This window comes from Longispora sp. NPDC051575 (assembly GCF_040681875.1).
Classification (GTDB): domain Bacteria; phylum Actinomycetota; class Actinomycetes; order Mycobacteriales; family Micromonosporaceae; genus Longispora.
This window is the reverse complement of sequence record NZ_JBFAZP010000001.1, coordinates 812,635-829,427: the sequence shown is the minus strand read 5'-3', so window position 1 is coordinate 829,427 and position 16,793 is coordinate 812,635. Positions and strand designations below refer to the sequence as shown.

The 16,793-nt window shown below is 73.3% G+C and carries 14 protein-coding genes; 6 read left to right on the top strand and 8 right to left on the bottom strand.

The window, feature by feature from the left end; all coding sequences use genetic code 11:
* Nucleotides 1–23 precede the first annotated feature (23 nt).
* From AB0M43_RS03515 to AB0M43_RS03495, 5 genes are all read right to left on the bottom strand, one after another.
* Nucleotides 24–2,825: a polysaccharide lyase family 8 super-sandwich domain-containing protein gene (locus tag AB0M43_RS03515; protein WP_363720745.1), complete on the bottom strand. Its 2,802-nt coding sequence runs from the start codon at nucleotides 2,823–2,825 to the stop codon at nucleotides 24–26.
* A gap of 35 nt (nucleotides 2,826–2,860) precedes the next feature.
* Nucleotides 2,861–3,688, bottom strand: coding sequence for a sugar phosphate isomerase/epimerase family protein (locus AB0M43_RS03510; protein ID WP_363720744.1), 828 nt, complete (start codon nucleotides 3,686–3,688; stop codon nucleotides 2,861–2,863).
* On the bottom strand, nucleotides 3,676–4,833 hold the full coding sequence (locus AB0M43_RS03505) for a dihydrodipicolinate synthase family protein (RefSeq protein WP_363720956.1): 1,158 nt from the start codon (nucleotides 4,831–4,833) through the stop codon (nucleotides 3,676–3,678). The genes AB0M43_RS03510 and AB0M43_RS03505 overlap by 13 nt, the downstream gene beginning before the upstream one ends.
* 113 nt (nucleotides 4,834–4,946) lie before the next feature.
* Nucleotides 4,947–6,086 (bottom strand): Gfo/Idh/MocA family oxidoreductase, encoded by a 1,140-nt coding sequence (locus tag AB0M43_RS03500; protein WP_363720743.1) that lies wholly within the window; start codon nucleotides 6,084–6,086, stop codon nucleotides 4,947–4,949.
* Between the two features lie 70 nt (nucleotides 6,087–6,156).
* Nucleotides 6,157–6,900, bottom strand: a complete 744-nt coding sequence (locus AB0M43_RS03495; RefSeq protein WP_363720742.1) for a TIM barrel protein — start codon at nucleotides 6,898–6,900, stop codon at nucleotides 6,157–6,159.
* Between the two features lie 22 nt (nucleotides 6,901–6,922).
* Here AB0M43_RS03495 and AB0M43_RS03490 point away from each other — a divergent pair, with 22 nt between their 5' ends.
* From AB0M43_RS03490 to AB0M43_RS03480, 3 genes are all read left to right on the top strand, one after another.
* Entirely contained in the window at nucleotides 6,923–7,909 is a 987-nt protein-coding gene (locus AB0M43_RS03490) for a LacI family DNA-binding transcriptional regulator (protein WP_363720741.1), read from the top strand.
* 538 nt (nucleotides 7,910–8,447) lie between these two features.
* Nucleotides 8,448–8,771 (top strand): PadR family transcriptional regulator, encoded by a 324-nt coding sequence (locus AB0M43_RS03485; RefSeq protein ID WP_363720740.1) that lies wholly within the window; start codon nucleotides 8,448–8,450, stop codon nucleotides 8,769–8,771.
* Nucleotides 8,772–9,671 (top strand): hypothetical protein, encoded by a 900-nt coding sequence (locus AB0M43_RS03480; RefSeq protein WP_363720739.1) that lies wholly within the window; start codon nucleotides 8,772–8,774, stop codon nucleotides 9,669–9,671. It begins immediately after the preceding gene.
* 151 nt (nucleotides 9,672–9,822) lie between these two features.
* On the opposite strand, the gene AB0M43_RS03475 is transcribed toward AB0M43_RS03480, so the two are convergent.
* Both AB0M43_RS03475 and AB0M43_RS03470 read right to left on the bottom strand, forming a co-directional pair.
* Nucleotides 9,823–10,458 (bottom strand): DUF4241 domain-containing protein, encoded by a 636-nt coding sequence (locus tag AB0M43_RS03475; protein ID WP_363720738.1) that lies wholly within the window; start codon nucleotides 10,456–10,458, stop codon nucleotides 9,823–9,825.
* Nucleotides 10,459–10,663: 205 nt separating this feature from the next.
* Nucleotides 10,664–11,791: a hydroxyacid dehydrogenase gene (locus tag AB0M43_RS03470; protein ID WP_363720737.1), complete on the bottom strand. Its 1,128-nt coding sequence runs from the start codon at nucleotides 11,789–11,791 to the stop codon at nucleotides 10,664–10,666.
* Nucleotides 11,792–12,032: 241 nt separating this feature from the next.
* Between AB0M43_RS03470 and AB0M43_RS03465 the strand changes: the two genes are divergently transcribed.
* The 3 genes from AB0M43_RS03465 to AB0M43_RS03455 are packed head-to-tail and all read left to right on the top strand — an operon-like array spanning nucleotide 12,033 to nucleotide 15,506.
* Entirely contained in the window at nucleotides 12,033–12,974 is a 942-nt protein-coding gene (locus AB0M43_RS03465; RefSeq protein ID WP_363720735.1) for an ABC transporter permease subunit, read from the top strand.
* Nucleotides 12,971–13,852: a carbohydrate ABC transporter permease gene (locus tag AB0M43_RS03460; RefSeq protein WP_363720733.1), complete on the top strand. Its 882-nt coding sequence runs from the start codon at nucleotides 12,971–12,973 to the stop codon at nucleotides 13,850–13,852. The genes AB0M43_RS03465 and AB0M43_RS03460 overlap by 4 nt, the downstream gene beginning before the upstream one ends.
* Nucleotides 13,853–13,889: 37 nt before the next feature.
* Complete coding sequence (locus AB0M43_RS03455) at nucleotides 13,890–15,506, top strand: extracellular solute-binding protein (protein WP_363720732.1); 1,617 nt, start codon at nucleotides 13,890–13,892, stop codon at nucleotides 15,504–15,506.
* A 168-nt stretch (nucleotides 15,507–15,674) separates the two neighbouring features.
* Here AB0M43_RS03455 and AB0M43_RS03450 read toward each other — a convergent pair whose 3' ends face one another.
* Nucleotides 15,675–16,727 carry a LacI family DNA-binding transcriptional regulator gene (locus AB0M43_RS03450; protein WP_363720730.1) on the bottom strand — a complete coding sequence of 351 codons (1,053 nt, stop codon included), beginning with the start codon at nucleotides 16,725–16,727 and terminating at the stop codon, nucleotides 15,675–15,677.
* Nucleotides 16,728–16,793: the final 66 nt, after the last annotated feature.

The following is a 16,793-nucleotide window of genomic DNA, read 5'->3' as shown; positions in this document are numbered from 1 at the left end:
AAAGCGCACCGGAGGAGAAGGCCTCAGGACACGGCGAGGTACGGGGACAGGCCGGTCGCGGACTCCCGGTCGGCGAGGACCACGGCGAGCGCCGACCCGTGCAGGGCCACCGAGATCCGGCCGCTCCGGCCCAGTACCCACGAAGAGACGTCGATCGGGTACCAGCCGGTGCCGGCCACCGTCCCCGAGCCCGCCACCGCCCCGGTCGCCGGCCGGGTGTCGTACGTGACGGCGGTCTCCGACCAGGTGCCCGCGACCCCGTGGGCGGTGACCGTGGTGCTCGTGCCGCCGGAGTCGGCGACCTGGCCGTGCACCCAGAGCGTGGCGGCGGTGCGGCCGGCCGGCACGTCGAAGCTCAGGTAGCCCACCCGGTCGTAGGCCCCGGGGGCCTGCTTGACCACGAGCCCCTGGCCGTTGAGGTTCTGGGTGGCGTAGCTCCCGCCCCGGACGTAGGCGTCGGCGGTCGGCGCCAGGGCGCACGACGTGGACAGCGCGGGCGTGGTCCCGTCGACCGTGAACGACGCGCGCACCGCCGCGCCCGCCAGCCCCCGGGTGCTGACCTGGAGCTTGATGGTCGGGCTGGTGGACAGGACGGCGATCCGGGGATCCTTGCTGGTCACCGTGCCGGCGCGCGCGAGTTCCACGAGCACGGAGTCCTGCTTCTGGGTCGGGTCGCCGACGGCCACCGACACCGCGGAGCCGGCCGTGCGGGTCACCACCGACGCCGGCCCGTGCGCCCGGAGCTGGCCGAGGGTCGAGGCGCAGGACCAGAAGTTCGCCGCCGTCACCCCGCCGCCGGTCACCGACTGCACGGTCGGGGAGTTGTCGCCCACCGCCACCGTGGGCCGCGCGGCGAACGCGGCCGTCGCGGCGACGGAGGCGTTCGGCAACTGGACATAGGCGTACTTCTGCGCCGTCGGGTTGGTCCCGTGCTCGAACCACAGCGTCGCGTACTCCCGGGTCACGCTCTCCGGCGCGCCCGCCCCGATGTCCGCCCAGTCCCCGGTCCGGGTCTCGCCCAGCCCCTTCAGGGTGCCGCCGGCCGGGAAGACGTAGCCGCCGACCCCGTCGACGTGCGCCCAGCGCGCGCCGATCAGGTCCTGCGACCAGCCCTTCGAGGTGCGGGCCACGCCGTCCACGGTGACCGTCGCGCCGGCCGCCGGGACCTTGCGGTTCTCCACGGTCGTCTGCGCGGCCACGTTCGTCGCGGAGATGTCGGAACCCAGCGCCACCAGGACGTCACCGACCATGAACCAGGACTTGCGGCCGGTCAGCGTGTTGCCCGTGGCCGCCGCCGGGTCCTTCTCCGAGGAGAACCGCATCCCGTACGCGCCCGCCGTGGCGTCCAGCGCGGCGCCGCCCACCCACGGGTCGGGCTGCCGGTAGCCGGCGAACGCGCGGTCGGTGTCGCTGCGCGGGTACGTCGCCCTCGTCGCCGTGGTCGTGCCGGGCAGTCGGTACGGGTCGACCGTCGGCCAGTAGCCGTCCGAGAACTGGGCCAGGTCCCCGTTGTACAGCGCCGTCATGCCGTCCCCGGTGTACCAGCCGCGCAGGTTCTCCCCGTTGCCCGCCTCGTACGCGCCGATCCGGCTGCTGCGGGCGGACACGGTCCACGCGTACCCGGGCCGGTGGTAGGCCAGCCGGTCCATCGAGCCGTACACCTTCAGCGCCGCCAGGTCCCCGCGCCGGACCGCCCCCGCGACCAGCGCCTCCGCCCACACCACCTCCGGCACCGTCATCCGGGCCTTCAGGCCGCCGCCGAGGGTGTCCGCCGCCAGCCACTCGGCGACCATGCCGGCCATCCGGGCCCGGTCGGCCGCCCCCGTCGTCGGGGCCACCAGCGCGACCGCCGCCGCCAGGTCCGCGCCCGCGTCGTGGTCGTCGCTGCGGTACGACCGCGCGATCGCCCGGCCGCGCACGTCCGCGAACACCTGGCCCCGGAACACCACCGGCTCGTAGGCGTCGAAGATCCACCGGGCCACGTTCGCCCGGCCCGGCGCGGTGACGGCCCACGGGGAGCCGTCCAGCAGGTACAGCGCCCGCGCGATCCCGCCGAGCAGCACGAGCCCGTAGGAGCCCGTGTACGCGAAGTAGCCGTGCTGCACGAACGAGCCGTCCGCGTAGAACCCGTCCCCGGCGGTCACCGGGTCGAACACGGCGGTCAGCGCGTCGCGGCCCCGCGCGATCGTCGCCCCGTCGCCGGCGAGCACGCCCCGGCGGACCGTCACGTACGCCTTGTCGACCCGGTTCGCGCCCGTCTCCACCACCCCGTTGAGCGTGCGCTTCGTCGGGTCGGGCACGAAGTGCGCCACCGCCGCCAGCCCGTCGGTCCGCAGGGCACCCGTGGCGTCGGTGAGCAGCAGGGTGTCCAGGAGCAGGTTCGGCGTCCCGATCTCCCAGTCCCACCAGTTGAACCCCTCGGTCCGCGCCGGGTTGTACCGGTTGTCCAGCAGCCACCGCACGGTCGCGTTCACCTGGTCCCGGACGGCCGGGTCGCCGTGGTGCCGCGCGCCCGGGGTCGCGTAGTCGCAGGCGATGGTCCACGCCCGGCGCGCCGTGCCCGTCATGTCGGCGGTCGCCGTACCGGCCAGGTCGGGCCACGGGGTGGCCGCGCCGAGGTCGAGGGTGTCCAGGTAGCCCTGGGCCTCGACGTCGAGCGCGGCGACGGCGGCCGTCCGGGCGGCACTGGCGGGGGCGTTCCCGCCGGTCGCCAGGAACGTCCAGCGGGTCCGCATCGCGTCGGTGTCCGGGGACGCCGACGCGGGGGAGGGCAGCAGCGTGGCGGCCAGAACCAGGGCGAGGGTGGTACCTATCCTGCGTCTCATGTCGACTCCCGAGGGGTGGGAACGGAACAGGTCGGTCAGTGCACGGAGGCTCCCAGCGCGGCCCGGTACCCGCGGACCGCGTCCGCCAGCACCTCCCGGCCCGGGCGGTTCCAGACGGCCTCGTGGAAGACCTCCACCTCCACGGGCCCGGTGTAGCCGGCCGCGTCGACGGCCGCCGCGAACCGGCCCAGCTCGACACAGCCCTCGCCGGGCAGCCCCCGGCCCAGCAGGACGCCCGCCGGCAGCGGGGTGATCCAGTCGGCGAGCTGGAAGCAGGCGATCCGCTCCCCGGCCCGCGCGATCTGCCGCCACACGTCCGGATCCCACCACACGTGGTACGTGTCCACGACCACCCCGACCGCCGCCACCGGGTACCGCTCGGCGAGGTCCAGGGCCTGGCCCAGGGTGGACACGGCACACCGGTCGGACGCGAACATCGGGTGCAGCGGCTCGATCGCGAGCCGGACCCCGGCGGCGAGCGCGTGCGGGACGAGCGTGCCGATCGCGGCGGCGATCTGCTCCCGGGCCCCGTCGAGGTCCCGCGAGCCCGGGGGCAGGCCGCCGCTGACCAGGACGAGTTCGGGCGCGCCGAGCGTGGCGGCCTCGTCGATCGCGCGCCGGTTGTCGTCGAACCAGTCCGGGGACGTGAAGAAGCCGCCCCGGCACAGGCTCGTCACCCGCAGGCCGGCGTCGCGGACCAGGGCGGCGGTCCGGTCCGGGCCCAGGGCGTCGAGGTTCTCCCGCCACAGCCCGACCAGGCCCACGCCGGCCTCGACGCAGCCGGCGACGAGCTCCGGCAGGGGCCAGTGCTTGGTGGTGGCCGAGTTGAGGGAGAACCGTTCGAGGCCGGTCACGTGGTCCACCCGTGCACCTCGAAGAACGCCCGGGCCCGGCGCTCGGCCAGCTCCGGGTCCGGCAGCAGCCCCGCCGCGTCGGCCAGCCCGACCAGCTCCGCCAGGTGCGCCGCCGACCGGCCCGACTGGAGGCCGCCGACCATCGTGAAGTGCGACTGGTGCCCGGCGAGCCAGGCGAGGAACACGATGCCGGTCTTGTAGAAGTACGTGGGCGGGCCGAACAGGTGCCGGGCGAGGGGCACGGTCGGCGCGAGGATCCGGTCGTACTCCGCCGTGTCCCCGGCGTCGAGCGCCGCCAGGGCCGACGCCGCCGCCGGGGCGATCGTCGCGAAGACGCCGAGCAGTGCGTCGGAGTGCCCGTGCCCGTCGCCCCGGATCAGCTCCGGGTAGTGGAAGTCGTCCCCGGTGTACAGCCGGACGCCGGCGGGGAGCGCGCGGCGCAGGGCGACCTCGCGGTCCGCGTCGAGCAGGGACACCTTGACGCCGTCGACCTTGTCCGGGTACCCGCGGATCAGGGCGAGCACCGTCTCGGTGGCCGCGTCGAGGTCCGCCGAGCCCCAGTACCCGGCGAGGGCGGGGTCGAACATGTCCCCGAGCCAGTGCAGCACCACGGGGCCGGAGGCCTGGCGGAGCAGGTCGGAGTACACGGCCAGGTAGTCCTCCGGGCCGCGCGCGACGGCCGCCAGGTGCCGGCTGCACATCAGGACCGGGGTGGCCCCGGCGTCCTGCACGTCGGCGAGCTGCTCGGCGTAGGCCCGGCCGATCAGGTCGAGGTGCGCGACCCCGAGCACCCGGGCGCCGGGGCCGGTCCGGCGGTCGGTCCCCACCCGGCGGCCCGGGACCGTCCCGCCGAGCCGGTCGTTGGCCTCCCGGAGTGCCTCGGGGGACACCGCCAGCTGGTCGGTCGCCACCCCCGCGACGATCCGGCCGCCGACCGCGCGGGCCTCGGCGGCGGCGCGCCGGACGAGTTCCCTGGTCGCGGGGTAGTCCAGGCCCATGCCGCGCTGGGCGGTGTCCATGGCCTCGGCGACCCCGAACCCGTAGGACCACAGGTGGTGGCGGAATTCCAGGGTGGCGTCCCAGTCGAGGACGGCGGGCGTGCCGGGGACGTTCTCGGCGGCGGGGTCGGCGACGACGTGCGCGGCGGCGTACACCTCACGTGTCGTCGAGGGTTCGCGGTGTGGCCACTCGACGGAACCGGTGAGCGGGAAGAGGCCGCCCGTCGACGGGGCCCGCAGGCCGGTGCCCCCGGCGGTGGTGCGGGGCGTCACGACAGCTCCGGGATCTCGACCCGGCGGCCCTCGCGCGCCGACCGCAGCCCCAGCTCGGCGAGCTGCACCCCGCGCACTCCGGCCATGAAGTCCCACGGGAACGGGGTGTCCTCGACGACGTGCCGGAGGAAGTGCTCCCACTGCACCTTGAACCCGTTGTCGAACTCCTCGTTGTCGGGCACGGTCTGCCACTGGTCCCGGAAGCTCTCCGTGACCGGCAGGTCCGGGTTCCACACCGGCTTCGGCGTGCCCGCGCGGGACTGGATCCGGCAGCCGCGCAGGCCGGCGACGGCGCTGCCGTGCGTGCCGTCCACCTGGAACTCCACCAGTTCGTCGCGGAACACCCGGGTCGTCCACGAGGAGTTGATCTGGGCGACGATCCCGCCGTCGAGCTCGAAGATGCCGTAGGCCGCGTCGTCGGCGGTGGCCTTGTACGGGCCGTTGTCGTCGACCCGTTCCGGGATGTGCGTGCTGATGTGCGCGGTGACGGCCCGGACCGGGGCGAACAGCTGCTCCAGCACGTAGTGCCAGTGCGGGAACATGTCCACGACGATCCCGCCGCCGTCCTCGGCCCGGTAGTTCCAGCTGGGCCGCTGGGCGGGCTGCCAGTCGCCCTCGAACACCCAGTAGCCGAACTCGCCGCGCACGCTGAGGATCCGGCCGAAGAAGTCCCCGTCGACCAGCCGCTGGAGTTTGCGCAGTCCCGGCAGGAACAGCTTGTCCTGCACGACCCCCGTCTTGACGTGCGCTGCTGCCCGGGCCAGGTCGAGGCTCGCGGCCACGGTCCCGGCGAGCGGCTTCTCGGTGTACACGTGCCTGCCGGCGGCGAGGGCGCGTCGGATGGCGTCCTCGCGCAGCGGCGTGACCTGGGCGTCGAAGTAGATCTCCACGTCGTCGCGGGCGAGGGCCGCGTCGAGGTCGGTGGTGTACTCCGTCAGCCCGTGCCGCGCCGCCAGCTCCGCGAGTTTGGCCCCGTTGCGCCCGACGAGGATCGGCTCGGGCCAGATCCGGCTGCCGTCGGCGGCGGGGAGTCCGCCGGCCTCCCGGATGGCGAGGATCGACCGGACGAGGTGCTGGCGGTACCCCATCCGGCCGGTGACGCCGTTCATCACGATGCCGATCGACCTGCGTTCCATGCCCGTCCCTTCGGTAAGCGCTTTCCAAGATGACGGTAAGCGCTTTCCGAACGAACGGCAAGGGGCGGGCTCAGCCGGCGGCGCGCACCAGGTCCACGAACCCCGCCACCGCCGCCTCGAACGGCTCCGCGTCCGGGTACCACGGCGTCTCGTGTTCCAGGACGACCACGCCCGAGTACCCGACCGCCCGGGCCGCCGCGAGCGTCTCCACCAGCGGCACCGCCCCGGTCCCGGGCACCAGCGGCCGGCGCTCGGTCGGCGAGGCCGCGTCCTTGAGCTGCACCTCCGCCAGCCACGGCGCCAGCGCGGCGGCCGCCTCGGCGGGGGACTCCCCGGCCCGCCAGGTGTGCAGCGCGTCCCAGATCGCGCCGACCCCGGGCACCGCCGCGAGCACCGGCGCGAGCGACGCCCCGGTCAGGTACTCGTCGTGCGTCTCCACCAGCAGCCGCACCCCGGATCCGGCGGCCAGTCCGACCGCCGCCCCGAGCCGCTCCACGATCGGCCCGACCGGCCCCGACCCCGGGAACAGCCGCAGCGTGGGCGCCCCGAGGTCCCGGGCCAGCTGGACGTGCTCCGCCAGCCCGTCGATGCCGTCGGACAGCCGGATGTACGTCGCCAGCCCCGTCACCGCCAGCCCGTCGAGGTCCGCCAGCGCCGCCGCGCGGTCCGCCGCCGGGATGCCGGTGTGCACGGGCTCCGACGGCGCGCACCGCAGCTCGACGGCCCCGATCCCGTACCGGCGGGCCAGCGCCGCGACGTCGGCCAGCGGAAGCCCCGGACAACCGAGGGTGGACAAGCCCAGGAGGTTGATCATCGGCACAGGCTAACGTAGCCCGGTGACCCGCCAGCCCACTCTGCACGACGTCGCGAGCGCCGCGGGCGTCTCGTTGGCCACGGCGTCCCGGGTGCTCAACGGCTCCGACCGCAAGGTCTCGCCCGAGCTGCACGCCCGGGTGCTCAGTGCCGCCCGGTCGCTGCACTACTCGGCGAACGCGCAGGCCCAGGCGCTGGCCCGGCGCAGTACCGCGCTGGTGGGGTTGCTCCTGCACGACATCGCCGACCCGTACTTCTCGGGCATCGCCTCCGGGGTGCTGTCCGCCGCCGAGCCGCACAACCTGCGGGTCGTGATCGGCAGCACCGGCGCGGACCCGGACGCGGCCGTCACCCACCTGGCGGCGCTGCGCGGCGAGCGGGCCCGCGCCGCGATCCTGGTCGGCAGCCGCACCACCGACCGGGCCGCCGAGAAACGGCTCGCCGACGCGATCGGCCAGTTCGTCGCGGCCGGCGGCCGGATGGTGTGCGTCGGCCAGCCGGGCCTGCCGGGCGACACCGTGGTGCCCGACAACCGGGGCGGCGCGCTCGCCCTCGGCACCTTCCTGCGCGGCCACGACCGGGTGGCGATCGTCGCCGGCCCGGACCGGCTGCGCACCGTCCGGGACCGGATCGACGGCTTCCGCGAGGGACTCGGGCACCCGGAGAGCACCCTGGTGCGGGCCGAGTTCAGCCGCGACGGCGGGTACCGGGCCGCGTTGGAGATCCCGGCCGACACCACGGCCGCGTTCGTCACCTCCGACGTGATGGCGACCGGGTTCTGCGCCGGACTGCGCGAACGCGGGCTGCGGATCCCCGAGGACGTGGCGGTCGCCGGCTTCGACGACGTGCCCGTGGTGCGGGACCTGTTCCCGGCGCTGACCACGGTCCGGCTGCCGCTGGCGGAGATGGGTGCCCGGGCGCTGGAGTTGGCGCTCGCGGAGGGCGGTGCGGCGAGCACGGTGGGCGTCCCGGCCGAGCTGATCGTCCGGGCCAGCACCCACCAACCCTGAAACCCCGTCATTGGGGGTACGGGTGTGCTGCTCCGGCCTTGCGGGCACGGGGTCCGGGACTTGTGGGCGCGGCACCTCGGCCTTGCTTGTGCGGCGTCCTGGCCTTGCGTGCGCTGCACCCTGGCCTTGCGTGTGTGCCGTCCTGGCCTTGTGTGCGCGCCGCCCCTTGCGTGCGCGGCGTCCTGGGCTTGTGGGCATGGCGACTCGGGCCTGGCTGAGCGCCGCCGCCCACCGCTGACGACACGGCGGTCCGGTGGTCGCCGCGCTCCCGGGGCGGCATCGTCGCCCTAGCCACACCGTCCGCGCCCGGCCGCCCACGGCCCGCCGGCCCGCCTACCCACAGCCTGGCTACCGGCGACCCGCCTACCCACGACCTTCCTACCCACGGGCCGCCTACCCACAGCCTGGCTTCCTGCGGCCCGCCTACCTGCGGCCCGGTTCGCCCAGTCGCGCCCGCACCCCGCCCTGTCGTCTTCGGGGAGCGTGGAAACAATCCCGTGGTGGACAGGACTGTGCGGCACACAGTACTGTGCGGTGCATGGTTAGCGACAAGCTGGAACTGGAGCTACGCCGCGGTGTGGTCGTGTTGGCGGTGCTCTCGCAGCTGGGCGAGTTCCGCTACGGCTACGAACTGCGGCAGACGCTGGCCGGCAAGGGATTCCCGATCGAGGAGGGCACGCTCTACCCGCTGCTGCGCCGGCTGGAGAGCCAGGGAGTGCTGAGCAGCCAGTGGCGCACCGACGGGCAGCCTCGGCGCTACTACCAACGGAGCCCCGAGGGCACGGAGCTGTACGCGCGGCTGCGGGGCTCGTGGCGCGGGCTGAACGAGGCTATGGACCGGCTCATGGAAGGTGACGAGTAGATGCTGACCACCGAGGAACTAGTCGACGCGTATGTCGCCGACGTGGCGAGGTTGCTGCCCCGCGGGCAGCGCGCGGACGTGGCGCTGGAACTCGGGGCGCTGCTCCGCGAGGAACTGGCCGGCAGCGACGACCCGTTGGCCAGGCTGCGGGCCTTCGGCCGCCCCGCCGAGGTGGCCGCGCGGTACGGGCAGCCGCTGACCGTCATCGACCAGGGCGACACGCGCCGCTTCGTGCGGCTGAGCGTCATCGGCGTCCTGGTGGTCTGGCTGTTCGGGGCGGCCGCCGCGGACGACCCGGTGCACTGGTACCAGGCGTACGGGATCCAGGCGCTCTGGTGGCCCGGCTTCCTCGTGGCGGCCTTCGGCATCGCCGGCTGGACGCGCCGCCGGTGGCCCGAGCGTTTCCTGTGGCGGCCCCGCGCGTCGGCCACCGGCACCGTCAGCCGGCCCGGGCGGATCGCCGCCTTCGTCTTCTTCGTCGCCGGCACGGTCGTGCTGGTCAACGCGGCCTGGCTGCTGGAGAAGCTGACCGGTGGCAGGGCCGCGCCGGAGGCCGTGCGGGCCCTCACCTTCGACCCTGACTTCGCCCGCTTCCCCGGCCCGCTCGTACTGGCACTGATCGTCGCCAGCCTCGCGCACCACCTCGTGGTCACCATCCATGGCAGGTGGCGCCCCGCGACCCGCAAGGTCGAGGTCGTCCTGGGCCTCTGCTTCTGCGCCGTACTGACCGCGGTGCTGTTCGCCGGGCCGGTCTACCAGAGTCCCGCGGCGGACCGCACCGCCAAGTCCGCGGTCGCCGTCATCGTCGCGGTGAGTCTCGTCGACCTACTGGTCACGGGTCGGCGCATGGCGCGCCAGGGATCCGGCGGCAGCTCGACTGCCCGGCCGTTCGCACCGTGAGGTCCAGCCCGAGAGCAGGCCGTGGCGGGCCAGGCTGACAGCTTTCCCACCTGGCCCCGGTGGCCGGGCCGGCAGTTTCCCTACCTGGCCGGGCGGCTTCCCAATCTTGCCGGGCGGCTTCCCAACCTGGCCGGGCGGCCGGGCCGGTGGCTCAGTTCCGGTCCGGCACCGGCCAGATTCCGAAGTCCGTGACGAACGCCGCGACCTCGCCGGCCGCCGTCCGCCCGATCCAGGTCCGGTACCGGCCGTCGCCCCAGCCCGACTCGACGGCGACCAGGTTGGCGCCCGACTCCGGCTCGATCGGCGTGACCACCAGCCCCGGCACGGGTTCCTGCCGAGGGTTGGACAGCACCTCGTCGAAGGCGTCGTACCCCACGTCGAGGTAGTGCTCGGCCGCGACCCGGTCCAGCAGGCAGCCGGAGCCGGCGTCGACCAGGAAACTGCCGGCCCCGTCGGAGTCGGGGTCGGTGTCGTCGGCCCAGGTCGCCGGTTCCCAGGAGGTGACCTCCTCCGCGCGGACCAGGAGGCACAGTGCCGCGGTCCGGGACTGTGGGCCGCGCTGGTTCACCAGGTCGGCGACGGTCGCCCGGACCGGGTAGCTGCCCGGTGGGACGGTCACGGTGAATCCGTCGGCGTAGTCCAGCATGAACGGGTCGCCGGCGACCAGTTCGCCGGAGGGCATCACCAGCTCTCCGACGGGCTCGGCGCGCAGGGTGAGGGTGACGCCGTCGTGGGTGCTGTTTCCGGAGCCGGCGAGCAGGGCCGGCAGGTCTGGGCGTGAAGACATGCCCGGCACGATAGCGCCGGGGTACGACACGACCCACGCCCAGGGCCAGTGTGGACAGCTCCCGGCCCCCGGCGCCGGGGCCGGCCCGCCACCCCACGCGACAGCAGCGCCTGGCAGGTGCCGATCCCCGGTGCCGGGCAGGGCCGTGGTGCAGGACGGGCCAATACGTGGCGCCGGGCCTGGCCGTGGCGCTGTGCTTGGTGACTCAGGCGATCCGCGCCAGATCCCCGAACCGCACTGCCCCCCGCAGCGGCAGCCCCGCCGCGAACCGCTCGATCTCCGCCACCGCGTACCCGCCGAGCAGTCGCAGTTCCCGTCCGCGTACCCCCGCGATATGGGGTGTGACCAGCACATTCGGCAGCCTCAGCAGCGGATGGTCCAAGGGCAGCGGCTCGGGATCGGTCACGTCGAGGACCGCGTCCAGCCGCCCGACCGCGCACTCCCGGGTCAGCGCGGCGGTGTCGACGAGCGCCCCGCGCGCCGTGTTGATCACGACGGCCCCGTCCCGGAGCAGGCCGAGCCGGCGCGCGTCGAGCAGGTGCCGGGTCTCGGGCAGGTCCGGCGCGTGCACGGTGACGATGTCGGCCCGCCGGCACAGCGTGTCCAGGTCCACGAGGGTCGCCCGGCCCCGCCCCGCGGGCCTGGTTCCGCCCGGTCCGCCGCACCGGCAGCCACAACCGCACCCCGAGGTGTCCCGCGTCGCGCCCCCGGTGCCGGCCACGCCAGGGACGCCCGCGCCGCCCGCCGCGCCCCGGACACCCCCGAACTCCGCCGGATCCGCGTACGGATCGGCGACCAGCACCTCCACGTCGTAGTCGGCGAGCATGTCGATCACGAGCCGCCCGATCCGGGACGCCCCCACCACCCCCACGACCCCGCCGGTCAGCCCGCTGGCCGCGCCGGGCGCGTGCCGGTGCCCGTCGTGGCTGGTCCGCAGGGCGTGCGACGCCCCGAAGGCCCGCTTCGCGGACAGGATCAGGGCCGCCAGGGTGTACTCGGCGACCGGTCGGGCGTTCGCGTCGGCGGCGGAGGTGACGGCGATCCCGGCGGCGTACACGGCGGGGGTGACGTGCCCCTTGACCGAGCCGGCGGCGTGCACCACGGCCCGCAGTGCCGGCGCGCGGGCCAGGAACTCCGCGTCCAGCACCGGGCTGCCCCAGCCGGTGAGCAGGACCTCGGCCCGGGCGAGCGCGGCGGGGTCGGGGGAGACCTGGAGGTTGACCGTGGGGTCGACGTCGGCCGCCGCGCGCAGTCGGGCCCAGAGGTCGGCCGGCAGCAGGTCGTCGGTGAGCCGCGGCGGTAGGGCGAGCACGACGGCGGGTCGGTCGGACATGGTTCCCCCGGGTTCGGCGGTAGTAAACGATTACTGAATCAGCACCGTAAGCCGCCCGAAGGCACGGGCGCAAGTGGTCCACATCACGAGCAGGAAAGCGTATTCCAATCGCAAAACAGCTAACAAATCCGGCAAAAGTAGCGCGAGGTCATCCGCTGGACACCCTCTTGACCTGAGGTAGTAACCGTTTTAGTGTCACGCCACACACCCCAGCGAAAACCCGTGACCGAGAGGACAGAGCGTGACCGTGACCAGCCCGCCACCGACGCACCGCCCGCCGAACAGGCGCCGTCGGCTGCGGCGGGACGCGCTGCTCCTGGCCCTGATGGTGCCGGGCGTGGCGTACTTCCTCGTGTTCCACTACGGCGCGCTGTTCGGCAACGTGATCGCCTTCCAGGACTACGTGCCCTACCTGGGGATCGGCGACAGCGCCTGGGTGGGCGCCGCGAACTTCGCCGCGATGTTCGGCGACCCGGCCTTCTGGAACGCCACGCTGAACACCGTGCTGATCGCGGCGCTCCAGCTGGTCTTCTACTTCCCGGTACCCCTCGCGCTGGCCCTGCTCCTGCACAGCCTGACGGGCACGTTCCTGCGGAAGTTCGTGCAGAGCGTGGTCTACCTGCCGCACTTCATCTCGTGGGTGATCGTGATCGCGCTGTTCCAGCAGATCCTGGGCGGTACGGGGGTGCTCAACGGTTTCCTGGGCGACCACGGCCTGACCACGGTGGACGTCATCGGCAACCCGGACATGTACAAGCCGCTGGTCGTCGCGCAGGTGATCTGGAAGGAGTCGGGCTTCGGCACGATCATCTTCCTGGCCGCGCTGTCCCAGGTCGACGAGCAGCAGTACGAGGCGGCCGCGCTGGACGGGGCCGGCTACGGCCGCCGCCTCTGGCACGTCACCCTGCCGGCGATCCGCCCGGTGATCGTGCTGCTGCTGATCCTGCGGCTGGGGGAGTTCCTCTCGATCGGGTTCGAGCAGTTCTTCCTGCAGCGCGACGCCGTGGGTCCCGAGGTCGGCGAGGTGCTCGACACCTTCGTCTACTACTCGGGCTTCGCGAACGGCAACTGGGGCCTGGCCGCCGCGGCCGGGCTGTTCAAGGGCGTGGTCGGACTCGCGTTGATCTACACCGCGAACCGGATCGCGCACCGACTCGGAGAGCAGGGGGTGTACGCCCGATGAGACCCGCCTGGCAGGGACGACCCACCATCGCGGTACGGGTGGCCAAGGGCGTCGCCCTGACCGTCGTCACGCTGCTCGTCGTCTTCCCCCTGTGGACGGTCGTCGCGACCAGCGTCAGCTCCCCGGAACTGGTCACGGCCAACGGCGGCTACGTGATCTGGCCGTCGGACCTGTCCCTGGACGCCTACACCGAGATCCTCGGCGGCGGCATCGTCACCAAGGCCCTGCTGGTCAGCGCCGGGGTCACGATCCTCGGCACCGCCCTGAGCCTGGTCGCCACGATCGGCCTCGCGTACGGGCTGGCCCGCCCTCAGCTGTTCGGCGGCAGGCCGATCCTGCTGCTCGTCATGTTCACCTTCCTGTTCCCGCCGAGCATGATCCCGCTGTTCCTGATCGTGCGCGGCACGGGCCTGTTCGACACGTACTCGGCGCTCGTGCTGCCGTTCCTCGTCAACGTGTTCAACCTGGTCGTGATGCGCGGCTTCTTCCAGTCGGTGCCCACCGAACTCCTGGAGGCGGCCCGGATCGACGGCGCGGGGGAGTTCCGGATCCTCCTCCGGGTCGTCCTGCCGCTGTCCAAGGCGGTGGTGGCCGTGATCGGCCTGTTCTACGCCGTCGCGTACTGGAACCGGTTCTTCGAGGCGATCATCTACTTCAACGACCAGTCGAAGTGGCCGATCGGCACGGTGCTGCGCCAGTACGTCACCCAGGGCGCGCAGCTCGCCGACTCCAGTGTCAGCGAGTCCGCCAGCGCCAACGCCCCGCAGTCGATCCAGATGGCCGTCGTCGTCCTGGCCACCCTGCCGATCGTGTGCCTCTACCCGTTCGTCCAGCGCTACTTCGTCAAGGGCGTCCTGACCGGCGCCGTCAAGGCGTGACGCCGTACCCCCCTCACAGGCTCGGAAAGGAACTTCCATGGACCGCAGGTCCCTCCTCAAGATGATCGGCGCCGGGGCGCTGGCCGTGACCGCGGGCCCGGCGCTGACCGCCTGCGACGGCGGCTCCGCCAAGGGCGCGGTCGGCAACTCGGGCAAGAACCTCACCCCGTGGCCGACGTACGTGCCGTTCGCCGGGCCGAAGCCCGACCTGGCCGGCGACGCGAAGACCGGTGTGCAGCCCGGCTACCTGAACTACCCGGCCAACCTCGCCCAGGCCGTCAAGGACAAGCCGGGCGACGGCTCCGACGTGACCGCCATGGTGATCACCTACGGCACGCCGCCGAAGCCCGTCGAGCAGAACCAGCTCTGGGCCGCGCTGAACAAGGCGCTCGGCGTCAACCTGAAGCTCGTCATGGTGCCCGACGCGGAGTTCCAGAAGAAGATGGCCACCGTGATGGCGTCCGGGGACCTGCCCGACATCATCATGTTCGGCGCGGGCTACTACCTGTCCCGCGAGCAGGACTTCATCCTCAGCCAGTGCGCGGACCTGTCCGACCTGATCGGCGGGGACAACGTGAAGGCGTACCCGAACCTGGCCAACATCCCCGGGTACTCGTGGAAGGGCATGGGCCGGATCGGCGGCAAGCTGTACGGCGTCCCGACCGAGCGCCCGATGCCCGGCAACAGCCTGATCCTGAACCGGTCCGCGCTGGAGAAGGCCGGCGTGCCCCGCGACTGGGACGCCGACGGTTTCCTCGCCGCCATGAAGGGCTACACCGGCAACAAGAAGTGGGGGATCGGGGCGTCGGCCAGCAACTTCACCGGACCGAACACGGCCGCCTACCACGCCGGTTCGTTCGGCGCGCCCAACCTGTGGAAGGTGGAGAACGGCCAGTTCGTCTCCACGTACGAGACGGAGCAGTTCCGCAAGGCCCTCGAGTTCATGACCAAGCTGCCGTACTACCCGGACTCGCTGACCACCAGCGCCGTGGACATGAAGTCGCTGTTCTACAACCAGACGGTCGCCTCGATGACCGACGGGTTCGGCGCGTACCAGGCGACCACGACCAAGGTGAAGGACTTCACGTTCGACTTCGCGCTGCCGTACGCGAAGAACGCCACCCCGTGGCAGGGCAACGGCCGGTTCGGGTACACCGTGTTCAAGAAGGCGTCCGCCGACCGGCTCAAGCTGCTGCTGCGGGTGTGCGACTACCTGGCCTCGCCGTTCGGCTCGAAGGAGTACGAGCTGGCGAACTTCGGGGTCGAGGGCGCGCACTTCACCCGGGGCGCCGACGGCGGGATCGCGCTCACGGACCTGGCCAAGGTGGAGAACAACACGACGCTGCCGTTCAAGTACGTCGCCGCCGCCCCGCAGGTCATCTACTTCCCGGGTATGCCCGACGCGACCCGCCGGCTGCACCAGTGGGAGAGCGACACCCTGCCGCGCAGCGTCGCGGACCCGTCCAACGGGCTGCGGTCCGGGACGTGGTCGGCCAGCGGCGCGCAGCTCGACAAGGTGATCGGCGACGGGCTCGCGGCGGTGCTGTTCGGCCGCAAGTCCCTGTCGGAGTGGGACGCGATCCTGAAGGACTGGAAGGGCAAGGGCGGAGCGAAGGCCGCCGAGGAGTACTCGACGGAGCACGCCGCCGCCTGACAGGTCCCCGACGGCCGGTACCCGGGACCCCCGGGGCCGGTCGCGGCCCGGTCCCGCCGGTTCATGGTGGCCGTCCGGCCGGTCCCGACGCCCGGGTGGCCGCCCGGGCGCGCGGCCGGTCCGGTCCCGTCGCCGCGTGGCGCGCCGGCCCGCCCGGCCCGTCGTCGGTCAGGCGCGGCGGCGGGACCGGACCGACTCGCGGATCACGACGTGCGTGCCGAGCACGACGTGCGGGGTCAGGTCGCGGGAGTGCAGCGCGAGCCGGACGGCGGTGCGGCCCAGTTCCTCGCTGGGGATGTGCACGGTGGTCAGCTGGAGGTCCAGTGCGGGGGAGATGTCGTTGTAGCCGACCACCGACATGTCCCCGGGCACCGACAGCCCCGCCTCGCGCAGGGCCTGCACCGCGCCGGCCGCCACCAGGTCGTCGGAGCCGAACACCGCCGTGAACGCGGGCGGGCCGGCGGCGAGGAGGCGGCGCATCGCGTCGTACCCGAACGGGCGGCCGAACATGCCGAGCACCTGCAACTCCGGGTCGGCCGGGACCCCGTGCTCGGCGAGGGCCCGGCGGTAGCCGGCGATCCGTTCCTCGGCGGTGCTGTGCCCGGGCGCGCCGCCCAGGTAGAGGATGCGTTCGTGGCCCTGGGACAGGAGGTGGCTGGTCAGCGCGTACGCCCCGGCGGTGTTGTCGTACTCCACGGTCACGGCCGGCACGTCGGGGCCCAGGGACGGCCGGCCGACGAGGACGAGGCGGGAGCCGGACGCGTGCAGGGACTGCGCGACCTGCGCCATCCGCCGCCGGTACTCCTCGTTCTCGACGACCGCGCCGACCAGGATCACCGCGTCGGCGTGCTGTTCGCGGAGCAGCTTCAGGACGGCCATCTCCCGGTCCGGGTCGCCGCCCGTCGTGCACACCAGGCACAGCCGGCCCTCGGCGGCGGCCTGGTCCTCCACGCCCTGGGCGATCTTCGCGTAGAACGCCGCGTCGACGGTGCTGATCAGGATCGCGACCGTCTTGGCGCTCTGGCCGGACAGGGCGCGGGCGTGCGCGTTGACCACGTAGTCCAGGGCGGCGACGGCCCTGGTGACCTTGGCCCGGGTGGCGGGCGCGACCGGGTAGGTGCCGGCGAGGACCCGGGAGACGGTGGCGACGGAGACCCCGGCTCGCTCGGCGACGTCGCGGATCGTGGCCCGGCCGCCGGGGGCGTTGCGCTTGCGGGTCATCGGGCCCTCTGTTTCTGTAAACGTTTTCCCTGCAGAGTAGTACATCCCCGGTCACGGTCGAGAACA